The sequence below is a fragment of the Promicromonospora xylanilytica genome (assembly GCF_054782895.1).
Genome location: NZ_BAAGRP010000062.1, coordinates 13,922 through 28,915, shown reverse-complemented (window position 1 = coordinate 28,915; position 14,994 = coordinate 13,922). Strand labels below are relative to the sequence as shown.

Sequence of the window (14,994 nt, the reverse complement as noted above, 5' to 3'; positions counted from 1 at the left end):
GCCCAAGCCCTGCGCCATCACGCCAGAGACATCGACCGGCCCATCCACGCACTCCTACAGTCATGACTTTGCCGGGGCCCTGGAGACATGCCGAGCGACGTGCGCACGACGAGCAGTTCGCTCCCCGTCATCCGAGAGGCATCGGTCGGGCCGACGGGCATCGAGCTGCCTGGCGCAGGCTCCGTCAGATCGTGATGCTGGCTCATCGACCCAGCGTAGGCGCGGGGCTTCACCAGGAAGGCGGAGCGACCCGCTGCGATCCTGCGCCAAGCCCACGAAGCGCCGCGCGGGCGACGCTCGTCAGGCCGACCAGAAGTAGCCAGATACTGACCAGTGCAAACTTGGCAGCGTTCCAGGCGAACAGCGCGAGCAGCCCCCACACGGCGACGTGATGCAGCCCGTACAGGAAGGTGGCCAGGAACGCGTACGCGCCTGCGGCAATGAGCGCCAGCAGAAGACCGCAGGCGCGGTTCCCTCGGCGGCACATCCACTTCGCCGCCTTGGTCGTCGGTGTCGTCTCGAAGATCGGAACCGAGGGCCCGTCGTCGTACGTAGCGTCGTCACCGTCGCGGAGGTAGGCCGGGAGATTCGAGGCAGGCAGAGCACCCGACCCGGTGTTGTGGGTCATCTCGTAGGCAGTCCAGGTTGGCGTTGTCATGGTGCTACACCTCCTCGCATGGGTCACGGCATCGAACATGTGTACTTCGACGTTACGCCGGGTCTCTGGCGACGTCGAGCACAGAAGCCCGGTGTCTGCCAGCGTGCACGGATCAGGCCGCCTGGGCTCGGTCGCGCCCGGACGACTTGGCGCCGTACAACGCACGATCTGCGGCGGCGAGCACGTCGGTGACGGACCGGCCATGAGTCGGGAAGACCGCGACGCCAGCTGACGCCGTGATGTGGACGTCGTCATGGATCACGATCTGTCGGACGCGCTCGATCGCTCTGTTTGCGGCCGCGATCCCTTCTGCCAGGTCGGCGCGTGGAAGTAAGGCGGTGAACTCCTCACCGCCGAACCGTCCGACGATGTCGTCCTTGCGGAACGTGGCGCGCAGGCACTCCCCCACCTTCGTGAGAGCGACGTCCCCTACGACGTGTCTGTGTGCGTCGTTGAGTGCCTTGAAGTGGTCGAGGTCGATGATGACGACCGCGACGGACTGGTGCTCGCTCTTCCGCCTGCGCTCAAGGGCAACGTGAGCGAGCCGACGCCATTCCAGGGGCCGCAGGAGCCCTGTCTTGTCATCCAGGCGCGCTGCGGTGAGCGCGGCGGTCGCCTGGCGGGCTCGCAGAAGGGCAGTGGTAACGGGTATCAGGAGGACCACAGCTGGGGCGGAGATGAGGCTGAGCAGACAGGCGATCGTGCCAACGGCATAGACGGCGAGGTGATCACTCACCACCCACCACGGCGACGCTGCGCCCTGGCGCCACAAGCTCTTCCACGGTCTGATGCCTAGCCAGGCCGCGGTGGCGCTACGCACACCGATCAATGCGATGGAACCGATCGCGACGCTCCACAGGACGTTCTGGACCGCGGACTGCGGCAGGAGTGCTGTAGCGAGGTGGCACGCGGTGATCGCTGCGACGTCGGCAACGACAGCACCGCAAGCGACCCGCCGGTCGAGACGCAACACCAGGCCTAGTGTCACGCCGCCCATGGCTGAGATCACGACTGCCGGCCACAGTGGGAGGAGGAGCGCCCCGATCAGGGACCAGGGCGTCCAGCCGAAGGAGCGATCGAGCGGTCCGCCGTGGAGCCACGTCGCGCCGACGTCAACCAGCGTGCCGACGGCGACGATGACGATAAGGCCGAGCGGCATCTGGACCGGTGAAGCCGGAGGCGCCCAACCATCGATCGGCGATGGTGGAACGAGAACAGCAAGGAGAACGGCGGAGCACGCCAGCGCGGCAACGACTACGTGTCGGCTGTACCCGGTTGCGACGCGCATCGGCCGCCCTCCTCTCCGTCATTCGTAGAAGTGTTCAGGCGACGAGTCGTGCCTGGTCCACGCCGGACAGCGCGGTCGCGACAGCACGTGCGGCGACGAGGCCTTGCCTGGTGATCGTCACGTCCGTGGTGCTGCAGTCGACGATCGTCAGGTGGTGCGCGAGAGGGCAGACACCACCGTCGATGGCGTACGCGACGGCGAGGTTGCGCTGCGTGGTGAAGTCGCGGACGTCAGTGAGGGTGATCGCCGGCCCGGGACCTGGCGCGTTGGGCGGTCCGGAGATATTGATCGTGGTCGCGCCGACCGGGACGTCTGCTACTCGTGCGAGCTCACCGAGCACGCCTTCCTCGTGGACGACCAGGGCGTTGGTCGAGCCGACGGCGGCGTGTGCGGCGCCGACCTGATCGTCGCGCCACGAGAGCAGCAGGGCGAGGTCTCCCGGCCAGAACTCCTCGGCGAGCCGGAGCGCTGCGGGGTTCATCGTGAACTGCTCGGCCGCGAGCTCACGCTCGGGGAGGACGTAGGCCAGAGACTTGCTGCGCGGACGCATCTTCGCCTCGAAGATGCGCTCGCACGCGTCCGCGTTGGTCGCGTCCGCGCAGATCATGTACCAACGTCGAGTCGGTACGACGATGAGGTCGCCGTTGTGTAGTGCCTCGGCAGCGGGCAGCAGATTGTCGCCCGTGATCAACTCCATGTGTTTCCTCCTGAACGTGCTGGGTGAAGGGTTATCGGACCGTGGCCAGCTGGACGGGTTCAAAGTCGAGCCAGGGGTCTCGGAGCGCCTCGACCCGGCGCGCTGCGTGGCTGGTGTGCGAGACGCGGAAGTAGGCCATCACGCGTGGGTCCTTGCTCGTGTTGATTCCGACGCGGTGGGGCACGAGGTGGTGCATGAACAGCACGTCCCCAGGTTCGGCGAGGAACGGTGTGCCCGGAAGGGTGTTGATGTGTTCCGGGACCTGCGCCGCCATCCCGATCGACCATTCGTCGCGGAACCACTTGGACATGGCCTCGTGGCCGCCCTCGACGTAGCGCAGTGCACCTGCATCGGGATCAGTGATCGACGAGAGCACGACGCCGACGAGCAGCGAGAACGTGCGCAGTTCGTCGGGCGCGAGGTGAGGTGTAGCTACGCCGTCGACGTGCATGTGCTTGACGGGCTGAGCACCGCTCACCTCGTCCTCGGGCAGACGGATCTGGATCTGGACGGTCGTCGGCGTCAGGTAGTCACCGAGCAGTCCCTTGACGTGCTCGAGGATCGGGGGCTCGTTGAACAGGTTGAGGAGGCGTGGGTCCTGTCCGTGCTCGGGCGCGAACGTCTTCTGGGTGTATGCCTCGATGCGGTCGTTCGACATGTTCCTTGCGCACCAGTCGTCAATCAGTTCGCGCGCAGGACGGATCGTCTCTTGCGTGAGGAGGTTGCGGCGGACGAGCATGCCGTCCTTCTTGAAGGTGCCGCAGTCCTCGGCTGTCAGCATGGTGCGGTCTCCTTGGTCTCTTGAGTCGGCAGCGCTGCTGGGTTTTCGTTGTGGAGCCGTGCGATGACGGCTTCCGTCCGGTTCAGCGCCTGCTGAAGCACGCGTTCACCGAGGTCGGCCGTTGCCTTGCGGGGGTCCGCGCCGATCACTCCGTCCTGGCTGATCAGGGGATCGGCTGAGTCCCACGGCCAGGTGACGAAGCGATCGAGCACCTGGGAGTGGATCTGCTGGGCAGTGGGCACGTTGTGTACGGACGTGGTCGGGAGCCGGTCCATGTGCACGAGGTTCGGCGCGAGCGCCAGCATGACGCTCGTCTCGATCAGTGCCGCATGGACGTCGGCCGTCGCCTCGGGCGCTACGCGCTGAGCTCCGCTGAGTGGGTGGATCGCGACGACCTGAGCTCCGTTCGGTACGCCGAGATCCCGCACCACGGATTCCAGGAGACCGCGGTTGCCGCCGTGACCGTTGACGATGACGAACCGTCGCACGCCGGTCTGGGAGGCGAGCTGCCCGACGATGCATCGCAATAGATCAGTCGCGACGGACGAGAAGATGCTGACGGTGCCGGGTGCCCACTGGTGTTCCGGCGACAGCCCGAGCGGGACCGTCGGTGCGATCACCAGGTCGTGCCGGTTCCCGTACTCCCTGACGATCCGGGCCGAGATCTGCTCGGCGATGATCGTGTCGGTGGCAAGGGGTAGGTGCGGGCCGTGCTGCTCGCAGGACCCGAACGGGATCAGGATGATGGAGGTGCTCGAGACCAGGCGTCCGACGTCCTCGCTCGTGAGGTGCGTCAGAGGCTGCTTCCTCATGAGGGTCGTCGTCCGAGACGAATGAGGAACTCGTTCTCCTCGGGGAACGTGTCGTCGGCGCTGAACTGCTTCAGGGCGGCGCCGACGGCGTCCTCGAAGGCCTCGAGCTGGTCACCGAACAGCTGCGGTGCGGCGAACGTGGTGGAGTACAGGTAGCCCAGGATGCTCTCCCGGGTCCACGTCCTGGTCACCGGGACACGGGCCTCCTCGACGACGCTGAACGGCGACTCCTGGAGGATCTCGCTGTAGGGGCGGTTGTGGTGCTTGAACGTCCCGGAGCCCGCGCGCCGTTCCTCGCCGAGGAAGTCCTTGACAACGGACTTCACGGCGACCTTCCAGTCGCTGCTGGCCACCCAAAAGCTGTTGTCGCCGAAGATCGCAACGACGCCACCGGGGGAGACCTGTTCGTCGAGGCGTCGGAGGATCAGTTCCTGGTCGAGCCAGTGGAAGGCCCGGCAGATCGTCACGAGCGCCGGCTGCCAGCCGGCGGGTGGCTCGTACCGTTCTGCCTCACTCTCCGCGAGGATGAGCGACGCACCGGCGGGCAGCTGCGGACGCAGGGCAGCCTCCGCGGTCGCGAGCATCTGGGGGTCGTTGTCGTTGGCGATGATGTCGTCGAACCGTCCGCGCAACGCTTCGACCACAAGGCCGGTGCCGGTACCCACGTCCAGGAGCCGTCGCGGCGCCTGCTGGGGAGCGGCGTCATCGAGGATGTCTGCGACCTCCTGCGGGATACCCGGACGGAACTGGCGGTAGTAGTCGGTGGTACCGGTGAACAGGCTCATGAGGTGCTCCGTCGTGATTCGTTGAGGATGGCCGGTGCGACCTGGGCGAGATCGCGCACAATCTGTACTCGGTCGGATTCGGCAAGGGCAGCGTCGGGCGTGATACGGCCGCCCGAGATCCAGATCGCCCGCGCGCCGGCGTCCACGGCTCCGACGACGTCACAGTCCCAGTCGTCGCCGACGTGGACCACTTGGGCGACGTCGTGCCCGCAGAGGTCGGCCACGGTCGTGAACGCGCACGGATCGGGCTTCGAGCGTCCAGTTCGCCACGACGGGAAGAAGTCGTCGATCCACTGACCGAAGTGACCACGCATCTCCTCTATCGGCGACTCGGCCCGTGAGGCGTTCGACAGCGTCACGACGGTCCCCAGCATCGAGACGGCGGCGAGAAACTCGGCAGTCTCCGCGTAGGGAACGAAGGCGGCGCGGGCGTCGAGCGCAGCGCGTACCTCATCGGGGCTGATGTGGAGCCTGACGCTGAGATCTCGCACGTGGCTGTCGCTCACTTCCTCTGCCGTGTGCAGCACCTCACGGACCGCCCGGCGAACCTGCCCGGGCTCGAGGGGTGAGGCATCCAGCAGCACGGAGGTGATCCCGCGTCCAGAGGCTTGTCCGAGGGTCCCGCCGACGTCGAGGGTGATGAGGCGTCGGGGGAGTCGCGGCAGCGCGGTGACGACGGCGGCGATGCGTTCTGCCCGGATGTCGGGCGTCGTCGCCTCGCCGAGGAAGGTGAGCGCGTACCGGAGGTCGGCTTCGCCGAGCGCGGTGACATCGCGTCCTGACTGACGTGCCCCTGTGCGGAGGTCACCAGGGATCTTCCCCGGGCGTTGCCCGTGCGACACATTGAGCGTCCCGGTCCAGTCTCCAGAGTCGACCTGAAGGTCGTCGACGGCCTGCAACACCGTGACGTCGTCGAGCGTGAGGATACGGACGCGGACCTCCCTACCATTCAGGTCGAGCGTCGCGGACAGGAACGTGTCGACGCTGGTCAGCTTCTCGGACAGGACGAGCTGGTAGCCCGACGGCGTCGGTACGACTGTCCCTGCGACAGCGATCGACGAGGCGATAGAGGGCATCATGCGCTCCTTGGTTTGGTACCGATGCCGGCCGCGCTGGAGATCGACGCTGCTCCAGCGGTCGGGACGAAGGGGGTCTCGTAGAGGGCCTGGCGTCTCGGTTCCCACTGGATCTGGTACTCGACGACGGGCACTGCGGACGGGAACCCTGCAGCCAACTGGAGAGCTGGCATGAGGGATCGGCCGTGGGGGATAACAGGAACGCCCGCTCGCTTCGCGGCCTCGGCGACACGGACTGCGTTGGTCAGTCCGCCGCATCCGACGACGTCGAGCACGAGGGCCTCAAGGCCCTTTGCCGACAGGACGTCGGTCGGTGGCTGGTCGATTCTGAGCCGTTCGCCGAGCGCGAGCGGTATGCGCCCGTCGGTGGCGGGGACCTGTCCGGCGGGTGTCGGCTCCTCCACCCAGATCAGGTCGGACCATCCGTCGACGGCCTCGGATACCGAGGCGAGGAAGGGTTCGTCCCACGTCCAGAGCGCGTCGAACGCGCACCGTGCGCCTGCCGCCGTGGTGAACCGGGCCATCCGTTCGTGAACGGAGTCCACGGATTCGCCGAGTGCTCGGCGTGCCGACCATTTGGTGAATCGCCAGCCCTGAGCGCTGACGCGAGCCGCTGCCGACGCCGACGCCGGGTGGTCGATGTCGAGGGTCAGCCACGAGGAGTAGAGGGCGACGTCACGCCGAGGGGTCGCGGCGAGCAACGCTGCGACGGGGAGGTCGGCGGCTGTACCGTGCGCGTCCCAGACCGCACAATCGACGGCCCCGATCGCCCACGACCGCACCGTCGCCTCAGCGGGTCCCAGGACGGGGTCTGCGATGAGCGCCGCGAGAACCGCAACGTGGTCATGGACGTCGATCCCGGTCACGAGGTCCCGAAGCCGGATCGCCACGTAGCGCGCCACGTCGTCGGCCACGGGTCCGTACCAACCCGTCACGGACTCGCCGACGACCTTGACGAATCGGCTCCGGTCACCTGGCCCGGCCCATCGGAAGAGGTCAACGACACCGACGTCGGTGATCATCTGGCGCGTCATCGTGCGGCTCCCACGATGAGCGCCGACGCGGCCTCGACAACGCCTCGGACCGTCATCCGCTGCTGCTCCGCCAGGGCCTCCTGGGATGAAGGTCCGGGTGGCTCCGCCCATCCGATGACCTGGCACGGTCGACGAGTCCTGCCCGCGAGCAGCCCCCAGACCGCTGAAGCGTGCCCCAGGCTCACGCACAGGAGGGCGGAGCTCGTGCCGAAGTAGTCGTCGAACTCGCCATCGGTCAGGCCGTTCGGCCATCGCTCCGGGGTACCGAGGACGGTCAAGTCGAGGACCGCGACGGTCCTGACTCGAACGCCCAGCTCGGAACGGAGCACCGGCACGGCACGACGCACGACGTCGGCCGATACGTCGCCGAGGCAGACCACAGTGAGGTCCGGCTCGCTCTCGTCGCTGAGATCCGGCCAGACGGCGAGCCCACGCTCGAGCTCCTCGCTGACCGTCGCTACCGAGTAGTTCCTGCGGGTGTGCTTGCCCGCGACGATCACGTTGCAGCGGTCGGTGGAGCCCAGCGACGCGTCGAGCACCCGCGCCGTCCGGACAGGGTCGGCAGGCATGTAGACCCGCACTGCCGGGTCGCCGGTTGCGAGCAGGAGCGTCGCCAGCGAGGGATCACCATGCGTGTAGACGTTGTGCCACCCGTACGACGTGAGCAGCAGGTTCAGGCTCGGGCGCCCCGGCCTCGCGATCCGTCGGGCCTTGAGGTGGGCGATGAGCGCGGCGGCGGCCTGCGTTGCGAACGCCTCGTACGAGACGAAGAGCCCGCCGCGGCCCGACGCCGTCCAGCCGGCGAGCATGTCGACAAGGACCTCCTCGGCGAGCAGCTCAGTGACCCAAGACTCCCGCTCGAGGACGGCGAGCCGGTTCGAGGCCAGCTCATCAGGGCTCACGACCCACAGCTCTCGCTGCTCTGCGAACCTACGCAGAGTCGACGCTGTCGCCTCGGCGAAGGTCGAGGGCTCGGCGCGGTGCGGCCGGCGAATCATCGGGGACGCGGACTGTGGAGCCTCCCAGGTGGCAAGGTCGACATCGCTGAGCGCCGCACGCAGGTCACCGATGGGCTCGCCCTCGAGATCGAAGAGCTCCCGTGGCCGATAGCTCGCAAGCCACTCCCGGAGTACGTCAGCTTCGTCCTCGTCGCGGGCGGCTTCGGTCAACGGAGTCTTGTGCAGGGCACTCGTCCCGGCGAGGACTGCGCCCCGCAGGCGCTCTGGACCAGTAAATCCCTTGCTGCACCGGACAACGACCGTCGTCGGCACACCCTCGGCGGTGTCCTGGAGTCCCCGACCGAGCTGGGCACGAAACCTGCTGTGAGCGGTTGCTGGATCGCCGTCGAGATCGGCCATCGCGACGCGGCGACCCAGCGAGGCAAAGTACCGGACCAGTTCGCTGTCGGACATAGTGCCGAGCACTGAGCGGCCACCCATGCGGAATCCGTTGACGTGAACGATCGGAAGTACCGCTCCCGGTTGCTCCGCCATCGCGATCCAGGCCGCAGCCGTCGCCGGTGTCTCGCACTCTCCATCGCCGACGATCGGCACGACCACTCGTTCAGCCGAGCCCAGCCCGCGGGCCAGACCGCAGGCAAATCCCAGCGCACCCCCGAGACGCCCTCCCTGGTACGCACCGCCGGGAAGGAGCGGCGAGACCTCGGCTCCCAGGCCATCGACGTCCGGGAAATCGCGGGCGAGCGAACGGAGACCTTCCGCCGTGCGCGTGTACCGCGAGCGGCTCCGCTCCAGGTCTCCGGTGAGCCAGGCCAGCGAGAGCTGCGCGACACCCGCGTGACCCGGCCCGATGACCGGTGTGACCTGCGGCAGGCTGTCTTCCAGGAGCGCCAGGTGAGCGAGGATCCAGGCCACGCCGGGAACGGTTCCCCAGTGGCCAGAGGGCGCAGGCTTGATGTCGCTGCGCACGAGGACCCGGTGGCCGGTCACGTTGTCTGAGAGATGGAGCTGCGCTACGGAGACGTACGTGATCGCCCGCCAGAGGACCTCGGCAAGCTCCGTCGTCGACTGCCTCATGCGACGAGACGTTCGCCAGCGAACGTCGTGTACCAGAGCGGCCGATAACCCTCCCACGCCTGAGGCCGCAGGTCGCTGCTCGCGAACGCCTCCTCGATGATGGTCCGCGCACGAAGGTAGTAGGCGACGTCGTCGGCTCCTGGTGTCCGCAGCCCTTCCATGATCGCGTTGTGCGCCTGGTAGACCTGGAAGTTGGGGAACCGCGTCACGTGCGGGACCAGATCCTCCAGCCCCGCACGAAGGACCTCGTGATCGTCCAGCCCGACGATGTAGGTGAACGACGTGTCGAGCCCTACGGCGGCGGCTCGGGCGAGAACCCCCGGCATCGCGTCAGGGGTAAGCATCGCCTTGCTGGCCTTCAACATCATGGAGCGGCGGCCGAGGCACTCGATCGTCAGACGGAGGATGAATGGCGTGACCTCCTGGGCCAGCCGCCGAAAGCCTGCATCGCTCGTGATGACCGAGGTCAGAAATCCGATCGAGGCATCGACGCCCCGCCGACCCAGTTCGCGCCGGAGGCTGACGAGGTGTTCGACGGCGGGCTCCTCGTGCTCGAAACAGCCTGTGGAGACCGTTATCTCGCGAAGCTCGCTCAGGTCTTGGCGAGGGTGCTGCTCGTGCAGTGCATCGAACAGGGCGGCCAGGGCGGTCTCTTCGGCCATCCGCGGGTCGGCAGCGGCCTCGAGGGTGTTCGGGCAGAAGGCGCAGCCGACGCACCGGCTGCGCGCGTTCGGGTTGAGCGTGGCCGCCGCGCCGCCGTTGCGGAAGTAGCCGCCGACGGCGTCGTCCGCGTCGATCCGGTCCACGCCGGCGACGTGCGCGCCGTCGAGGAAGAGGTCCTCGCCGCTCAGGGTGAAGGGCGACCCAGTCACGTTGAGCGGGACTATGGCCATCCACGCCGGGTCCGGCGCGCCGTCCAGCCGGATGCGGACTCGTGCGCGGTGCCTCGGGACGTTGCTGGAGATCCCGAACAGGTTGATCGCGATCAAGAGCACGTCTTCGCGTGGCACGCCCGTTGTGCGGGACAGCCTCTCGACGGTGTCGATGCCGAGGCGGGTGGCCTCGGCGCTCTGCGTGGTTGTGTGCAACGTACTCACCCTTCGGTTCGGATGGAACGGACGCGAGCGGAGCTTGTTGGACGATGGGTCGCGCGACTGAGAGCTACCCGGAAGCCGGTGAAGGTCGCTGGACCGGCAGAACGATGCACGCGGCCCCATGCTCGGAGAGCTGCTGGTTGAGTCCCTTTCGGGCGTCGGCAAGGGCCGCGTCAGCGGGCACCAGGACCACGGAGGCGCCGTAGTGTCGGGCGGCCTCGACCACCTGCCCGATGGTGAGTGCGTCGCGTGCGTCGGTGACGATCTGTGCCAGAGCCAGGCCCTCGGCACGCGCGTGGTCCTCGATCACCTCGTGCTGGCGATACATCTCCGCCGGGCTGCTGGCGGCGGCGTAGCCGACTGCGACCGGCCCGGGCACGCTCACCGCGCAGCTCCCACTACGTGCTGTGCGGTCATCGCTTCCCCTTCGAGGCGCGGGCGGCGTCGCCGTCCATCGGTTCCCGGTCCGCGGGTGCTGCGGGCCGCCATGGTCCACCTTCGGATCGATCACCAGGGTTCGAGTGACACACTCCTGTGTTACTGAGTCGGCTGGTGCCGTTCCGACGCGGCGTTGCTCAACCTTCGCAGCGCGGGGATCAGCGGCACACCTGCTGAGCAATCGGCTGGCGGTCGGGTTGGTGGGTGCGGCTGACCTGTGAAAACGCACCGTTCCCACTGACATTGCCCATCGTGATGGGTATGGTGACGCCAGTTCTGGTGACGTCACGGGGGAGAGGCCATGAGTTCGTCGTCTGGCTCGATGAGCACGTCTCCTTCCCGGAGAGCCAAGGTCTCGCCGCAGGCACGTGGCCGCGAGCTGGCCGCGCACGGGAAGCGGCTGTGGTCGGAGCTGGGGTCGGTGCGAGCCGCCGCGATCGAGCTGATGGCGGAGTATCCGGACGTGCCGAGTCTGCAGGCGCACCGCTATGCGGCGGGCTTGTCCCAGGACCAGGCGGCCGCGCGGTATAACGAGGTCACGGGCCATCAGACGAGCCTGGGCGGCACCACGATCAACGCGTGGGAGTCATGGGCCCGAGGTCGGGGACAAGGATCTCCGCCGTCGATGTCGGGGCTTCTGGTTCTGTGTGTCGCGTACGGGAAGGGGCCCCTCGGGGTCGCCGAGGATCTGCTCGATCCTGCCGAACTCATCGCGGAGGCCTACGAGCGGCTTCCGATCGAGGACCAGCTGGCGCTCAAGCAGGTGGCAGTCGGCCGGCCACCATCGCGCGTTGGCGCCACGAACGGCATGCCGCGACCCAGCACCGCACAGGGAGAGCCGTCCAGGACGACCGCTCCGCACCAGGTCGGTCGCGAGTTCACGTTGACGGTGCCCACGATCGAGTACGGCAACCCCGAGATCCAGGTCTTCCCGCTCGCGAACCCGCAGCCAGGCCAACTCCTGGACCTTGAGTGGTCGACGTTCGGGTACGGGGTCGAGCGTCTGGCGGTGCAGATCAAGAACGTCGGCAAGCGGCTGGAGGTGGACATCTGTTTCGGAGTGAATGAGGCGGGCCTGGTGATGGCGACGTTCTTGTCATCGGCTCGGTTCTCCCGCTGCCCGATCGGCTACCTCCGCTGCAACAAGGTACGTGACGGCATCGACCTGGACGACGCCTCGTTCTTCCCCGACACCCGTGACGCGCCGACGATCGTGATCTGCGACTTCGAGGTCAAGCACGCCGACGTGATCGGCTACCTCGCCCGCCAGGTTCGCGCCCGCTACCCGGGCGCCGAGCTGTACTTCGCCGTGTTCGGCGCGATGACGAAGGACCGCGGCCTTGCCGTGTCGAGCTTTGATGACCTGACCGGCGCGGCGATCATGCGCGCGGCGGACTTCGAGGCCGTCTTCATCGCTGCGACGATGAGCCCGCCCGGGATCGAACCCCCGCTCGAACTGCGATAGAAGGCGACCCATGACCGTTGAGAGCCCGCTGCCGAACCTGGCTCGGCAGGTCGTCGACCTGGTCGACGCCCTCCTGTCCGAGATCCGCCCCCGCCTGCTTGAAGCTGCCCTGAGCAGGGACCGTGGCGAGAACGAGAACCTGCGCCACCAGGGCAACTTCCTGTCCGACCACGACCTGTGGGCGCACCAGCGTTACCAGGAGGGCCTGGCCGAGTTCCTCCCGTCGTTCATCTACGCCTCGGAAGAAGACGAGCCGCAGGTCATCGGCGACGACCCCGACCCGGACCTGTGCGTGCTCGTCGACCCCCTGGACACCAGCGAGCTGGCAGTCCGCGCCCTGCACGGCTATACCCACGTCCTGGTCTACTCCCGCTCACGTCGACGGCCCGTCGTGGCGGTGGTCGGCGACGTCTTCCACCACGTCCGCCTCTACGTCGCAGCGCTGCACGACGACGGCACCGACCGGGCCTGCCTGATCACCACCGACGGCGATCAGTACCCGCTGAGCCGTCCGTCGGACGCCGACCTGACCAGGGCCCTCGTGACGAACTACTTCATGCGTCCGGCCGAGCGCTTCGCCCCGCTCGCGGGCCAGCACCGCTTCTTCGAGGCACTCGGCGCACCGGGATCTGACGGCAAGGCCCGTGGCCGAATCGGGGTCGACTTCGGCTCCATCAGCCTGTGCCACGTCGCTGCCGGCTTCACCGACGCTACCGTCGAGTTTGCCAAGGGCTTCGCCGCCTGGGACCTGTCACCAGGGCACTACGTCCTGCACGCCGCTGGCGGTACGACGATCGACCTTGACGGCGCCCCGATCGCCCTGGACTACGGGCTCAACGATCTTGCCGAGATCAACAGGACCATGGGCGAACGCCGCAAGTTCATCGCCGCCGGCAACCCGGGTCTCGCTCAAGAGCTTCTCGCGGTGATCGACCGGTAGAACGCAGACGGTCCTCGTGCCGTCGTCGCATCACCCGGCGAGGTGCCCCCACCGATGCCGCAGGTCGGCCCACCGCCCGACGTCGACCTGGAATCCGGCGTGCAGGACGACGACGCGATCGGCGCGGGCGAGGGTGGCTTGGCGAGATGTGGTAGCGATGATCGTGGCGCTCTCAGCGGTGAGGTCGTTCTAGAGGTCGGCTTCGGTCGTCGCACGTCGGCGCGTGCAGCCGAGTTCGACGACGAGCGCTTGCATGGTGCCGTGTCCCCGTAGCGCAGGACAGGGTGTCCTGCGGAGAATGTCTCTCATGCCCGCCTCGTCGAGTAACACGCGCCCTCTCCGGCCCGGCGCGGACGAACGGCAGCGCCTCCGCCAAGCTCTGGTGCTCGAAGCATGCCAGTTGGGACTGCGCATCGCACAAGGCGATGACGCAGGGATCCCTCAGCACGAGACAACTATCACGGAGACTGTGCTGCTAAATCTTCATAACCAGTTGGGTCACCAGTTGGACATTACGATGCTGACCCAGGCCGATGAGGGTGTTCGCGGCGCGGATTGGATCTGGTGCGTCGGAGGCGAGCGAGGGTGGTTCTCGTTCTACGTCCAGGCGAAGAAGTTCAAATCGAACGGCTATGACGTTGGCTACAGGAGCTCCCAGAACCGTCCGCAGGTTGACAAGCTCATAGCGGCTGCCGAGGCAGCCGGAGTTAACCCGGTCTACGTGTTCTATAACCCGCTCGTCGGCGGGTCCTCGTACAGCGGTGCATCTTGCGTCGATGCGCTCGCGCCGGGTGCGGACGGATTTACCGCCGTGTCAGCCTATGCTGCGCGCTCGCTCCTCGAGGGCAGTTCTCGAAAGGCAGCGCTCGACGAAGTCTGGTGGATCGCCCATCCGTGGGCTTGTCTAGCTGGCTGCCCAGACGGGCAGGACCGCCTTCGCTGGGCATCGCAACCATGGCCATCGCCGGCTCAGGCTCAGGCTCAGGAGATGCTGAGCCACGTCCGCGACTTGTGGTCCCGGAACGCACCTGGTCCTGAGGGCAGCGCAGGTAGCATTGCGCGACTTTTCGCCGAGCAAGCGATCTACGCTTACCTGCGGGCGACGGACTTTCGGGGCGATTTGGAGATTACGGCGTCCGACTCCCTCCGCGTCGGCCAGCAAGCAAGCTGGGGCTTCAGCCGTGAAATGCCTGCCTGGGTTGGAGACCCCGATGGGGCGCTCGAATTGTGGCGGCGGCGAACCGCCCTACAAGAGCCGTTGTTTGGTCCCGGCGCGGTTGTGAAGCTGCAGGTGGACGACGCATAGGGTGTTTCCCATTCAGCGCCAATGCGGAGCGATCGCAGCGAGGGCTCTCGTGAGACCTCCGTCCCTGACAGAACGATCCCGTGATCAGGCGCGACGCAAGTGCCACAGGTTGTGTCACCTGCTCGACCCGGGCCGCAATCGCGATCATCCGTCGATGACGGGCCGCCAAGCCAGGGCAATCTAGGGACGACAACCGGCAATCTGCGCGGTTCGCATCGACCGGGCAACAGTCGTGTGGAACTCTTGGCCCGGCACGTGGCAGGGAGACGACACGAGGGGGCGGTTGGGCACGTGAGTCACCAGGTTCCGGCGAGCACGGAAGCCGCAGGCGTCATCCCTGTGCAGGACGCACGATCGGTGCGCGAGCTGGAAGCGCACCTGCGTGCGCTGGCAGGCGCAGCCCGGCAGCTCGGGTTCGACGGGCAGCACGTCATGGACTCTGAGGTTGCCCAGGCACGTCGAGCGCTGAACGACGTCGAGCGAGCCGACGATGCATCGGTTGGTCCGGAGACCGCGGCAGCGGGGGAGGCGTACACGGCAATGGCTCCTGGCCTGCGGCTGGCTGCGGACCGCCTCGCCCCAGG

Annotated in this window: 15 protein-coding genes; 4 read left to right on the top strand and 11 right to left on the bottom strand. The window is 67.4% G+C overall.

Going from position 1 to position 14,994, the window contains the following annotated elements; translation table 11 throughout:
- Window positions 1-229 precede the first annotated feature (229 nt).
- The 11 genes from ACYVK7_RS18555 to ACYVK7_RS18505 all read right to left on the bottom strand — a co-directional run bounded on the left by ACYVK7_RS18555 (window position 230) and on the right by ACYVK7_RS18505 (window position 10,646).
- Complete coding sequence (locus tag ACYVK7_RS18555; protein ID WP_460889192.1) at window positions 230-658, bottom strand: hypothetical protein; 429 nt, start codon at window positions 656-658, stop codon at window positions 230-232.
- A 112-nt stretch (window positions 659-770) separates the two neighbouring features.
- A complete protein-coding gene (locus tag ACYVK7_RS18550; RefSeq protein ID WP_460889191.1) occupies window positions 771-1,946 on the bottom strand; it encodes a GGDEF domain-containing protein in 1,176 nt (391 codons plus the stop codon).
- 34 nt (window positions 1,947-1,980) lie between these two features.
- The gene (locus ACYVK7_RS18545) at window positions 1,981-2,643 is read right to left on the bottom strand and encodes an L-threonylcarbamoyladenylate synthase (protein ID WP_460889190.1); all 663 of its coding nucleotides are present in this window, start codon (window positions 2,641-2,643) and stop codon (window positions 1,981-1,983) included.
- 31 nt (window positions 2,644-2,674) lie between these two features.
- Complete coding sequence (locus ACYVK7_RS18540) at window positions 2,675-3,424, bottom strand: phytanoyl-CoA dioxygenase family protein (protein ID WP_460889189.1); 750 nt, start codon at window positions 3,422-3,424, stop codon at window positions 2,675-2,677.
- Entirely contained in the window at window positions 3,418-4,236 is an 819-nt protein-coding gene (locus ACYVK7_RS18535; RefSeq protein WP_460889188.1) for a creatininase family protein, read from the bottom strand. The genes ACYVK7_RS18540 and ACYVK7_RS18535 overlap by 7 nt, the downstream gene beginning before the upstream one ends.
- Complete coding sequence (locus tag ACYVK7_RS18530; RefSeq protein ID WP_460889187.1) at window positions 4,233-5,021, bottom strand: class I SAM-dependent methyltransferase; 789 nt, start codon at window positions 5,019-5,021, stop codon at window positions 4,233-4,235. Before ACYVK7_RS18530 ends, ACYVK7_RS18535 begins: the two co-directional genes overlap by 4 nt.
- On the bottom strand, window positions 5,018-5,662 hold the full coding sequence (locus tag ACYVK7_RS18525) for an HAD family hydrolase (protein ID WP_460889193.1): 645 nt from the start codon (window positions 5,660-5,662) through the stop codon (window positions 5,018-5,020). The genes ACYVK7_RS18530 and ACYVK7_RS18525 overlap by 4 nt, the downstream gene beginning before the upstream one ends.
- 434 nt (window positions 5,663-6,096) lie before the next feature.
- On the bottom strand, window positions 6,097-7,131 hold the full coding sequence (locus ACYVK7_RS18520) for an enolase C-terminal domain-like protein (protein ID WP_460889186.1): 1,035 nt from the start codon (window positions 7,129-7,131) through the stop codon (window positions 6,097-6,099).
- Window positions 7,128-9,167: a phosphoketolase family protein gene (locus ACYVK7_RS18515; RefSeq protein ID WP_460889185.1), complete on the bottom strand. Its 2,040-nt coding sequence runs from the start codon at window positions 9,165-9,167 to the stop codon at window positions 7,128-7,130. The genes ACYVK7_RS18520 and ACYVK7_RS18515 overlap by 4 nt, the downstream gene beginning before the upstream one ends.
- Window positions 9,164-10,384 (bottom strand): hypothetical protein, encoded by a 1,221-nt coding sequence (locus tag ACYVK7_RS18510; RefSeq protein WP_460889184.1) that lies wholly within the window; start codon window positions 10,382-10,384, stop codon window positions 9,164-9,166. The genes ACYVK7_RS18515 and ACYVK7_RS18510 overlap by 4 nt, the downstream gene beginning before the upstream one ends.
- Window positions 10,329-10,646, bottom strand: a complete 318-nt coding sequence (locus ACYVK7_RS18505; protein WP_460889183.1) for a hypothetical protein — start codon at window positions 10,644-10,646, stop codon at window positions 10,329-10,331. The genes ACYVK7_RS18510 and ACYVK7_RS18505 overlap by 56 nt, the downstream gene beginning before the upstream one ends.
- 474 nt (window positions 10,647-11,120) lie before the next feature.
- On the opposite strand from ACYVK7_RS18505, the gene ACYVK7_RS18500 reads away from it, so the two are divergent.
- The 4 genes from ACYVK7_RS18500 to ACYVK7_RS18485 are packed head-to-tail and all read left to right on the top strand — an operon-like array spanning window position 11,121 to window position 14,410.
- On the top strand, window positions 11,121-12,164 hold the full coding sequence (locus tag ACYVK7_RS18500; protein ID WP_460889182.1) for a hypothetical protein: 1,044 nt from the start codon (window positions 11,121-11,123) through the stop codon (window positions 12,162-12,164).
- Between the two features lie 10 nt (window positions 12,165-12,174).
- On the top strand, window positions 12,175-13,104 hold the full coding sequence (locus ACYVK7_RS18495) for an inositol monophosphatase family protein (RefSeq protein ID WP_460889181.1): 930 nt from the start codon (window positions 12,175-12,177) through the stop codon (window positions 13,102-13,104).
- A 54-nt stretch (window positions 13,105-13,158) separates the two neighbouring features.
- Window positions 13,159-13,377, top strand: coding sequence for a hypothetical protein (locus ACYVK7_RS18490; RefSeq protein ID WP_460889180.1), 219 nt, complete (start codon window positions 13,159-13,161; stop codon window positions 13,375-13,377).
- Between the two features lie 34 nt (window positions 13,378-13,411).
- A complete protein-coding gene (locus ACYVK7_RS18485; RefSeq protein WP_460889179.1) occupies window positions 13,412-14,410 on the top strand; it encodes a hypothetical protein in 999 nt (332 codons plus the stop codon).
- Window positions 14,411-14,994: the final 584 nt, after the last annotated feature.

Bases quoted from the DNA above. Each gene is read 5' to 3' on its own strand.
- ACYVK7_RS18490 (WP_460889180.1), top strand. From the start codon at position 13,159: ATGCCGCAGGTCGGCCCACCGCCCGACGTCGACCTGGAATCCGGCGTG.
- ACYVK7_RS18555 (WP_460889192.1), bottom strand. From the start codon at position 658: ATGACAACGCCAACCTGGACTGCCTACGAGATGACCCACAACACCGGG.
- ACYVK7_RS18485 (WP_460889179.1), top strand. From the start codon at position 13,412: ATGCCCGCCTCGTCGAGTAACACGCGCCCTCTCCGGCCCGGCGCGGAC.
- ACYVK7_RS18495 (WP_460889181.1), top strand. From the start codon at position 12,175: ATGACCGTTGAGAGCCCGCTGCCGAACCTGGCTCGGCAGGTCGTCGAC.
- ACYVK7_RS18535 (WP_460889188.1), bottom strand. From the start codon at position 4,236: ATGAGGAAGCAGCCTCTGACGCACCTCACGAGCGAGGACGTCGGACGC.
- ACYVK7_RS18510 (WP_460889184.1), bottom strand. From the start codon at position 10,384: ATGGGGCCGCGTGCATCGTTCTGCCGGTCCAGCGACCTTCACCGGCTT.
- ACYVK7_RS18550 (WP_460889191.1), bottom strand. From the start codon at position 1,946: ATGCGCGTCGCAACCGGGTACAGCCGACACGTAGTCGTTGCCGCGCTG.
- ACYVK7_RS18515 (WP_460889185.1), bottom strand. From the start codon at position 9,167: ATGAGGCAGTCGACGACGGAGCTTGCCGAGGTCCTCTGGCGGGCGATC.
- ACYVK7_RS18520 (WP_460889186.1), bottom strand. From the start codon at position 7,131: ATGACGCGCCAGATGATCACCGACGTCGGTGTCGTTGACCTCTTCCGA.
- ACYVK7_RS18540 (WP_460889189.1), bottom strand. From the start codon at position 3,424: ATGCTGACAGCCGAGGACTGCGGCACCTTCAAGAAGGACGGCATGCTC.
- ACYVK7_RS18545 (WP_460889190.1), bottom strand. From the start codon at position 2,643: ATGGAGTTGATCACGGGCGACAATCTGCTGCCCGCTGCCGAGGCACTA.
- ACYVK7_RS18530 (WP_460889187.1), bottom strand. From the start codon at position 5,021: ATGAGCCTGTTCACCGGTACCACCGACTACTACCGCCAGTTCCGTCCG.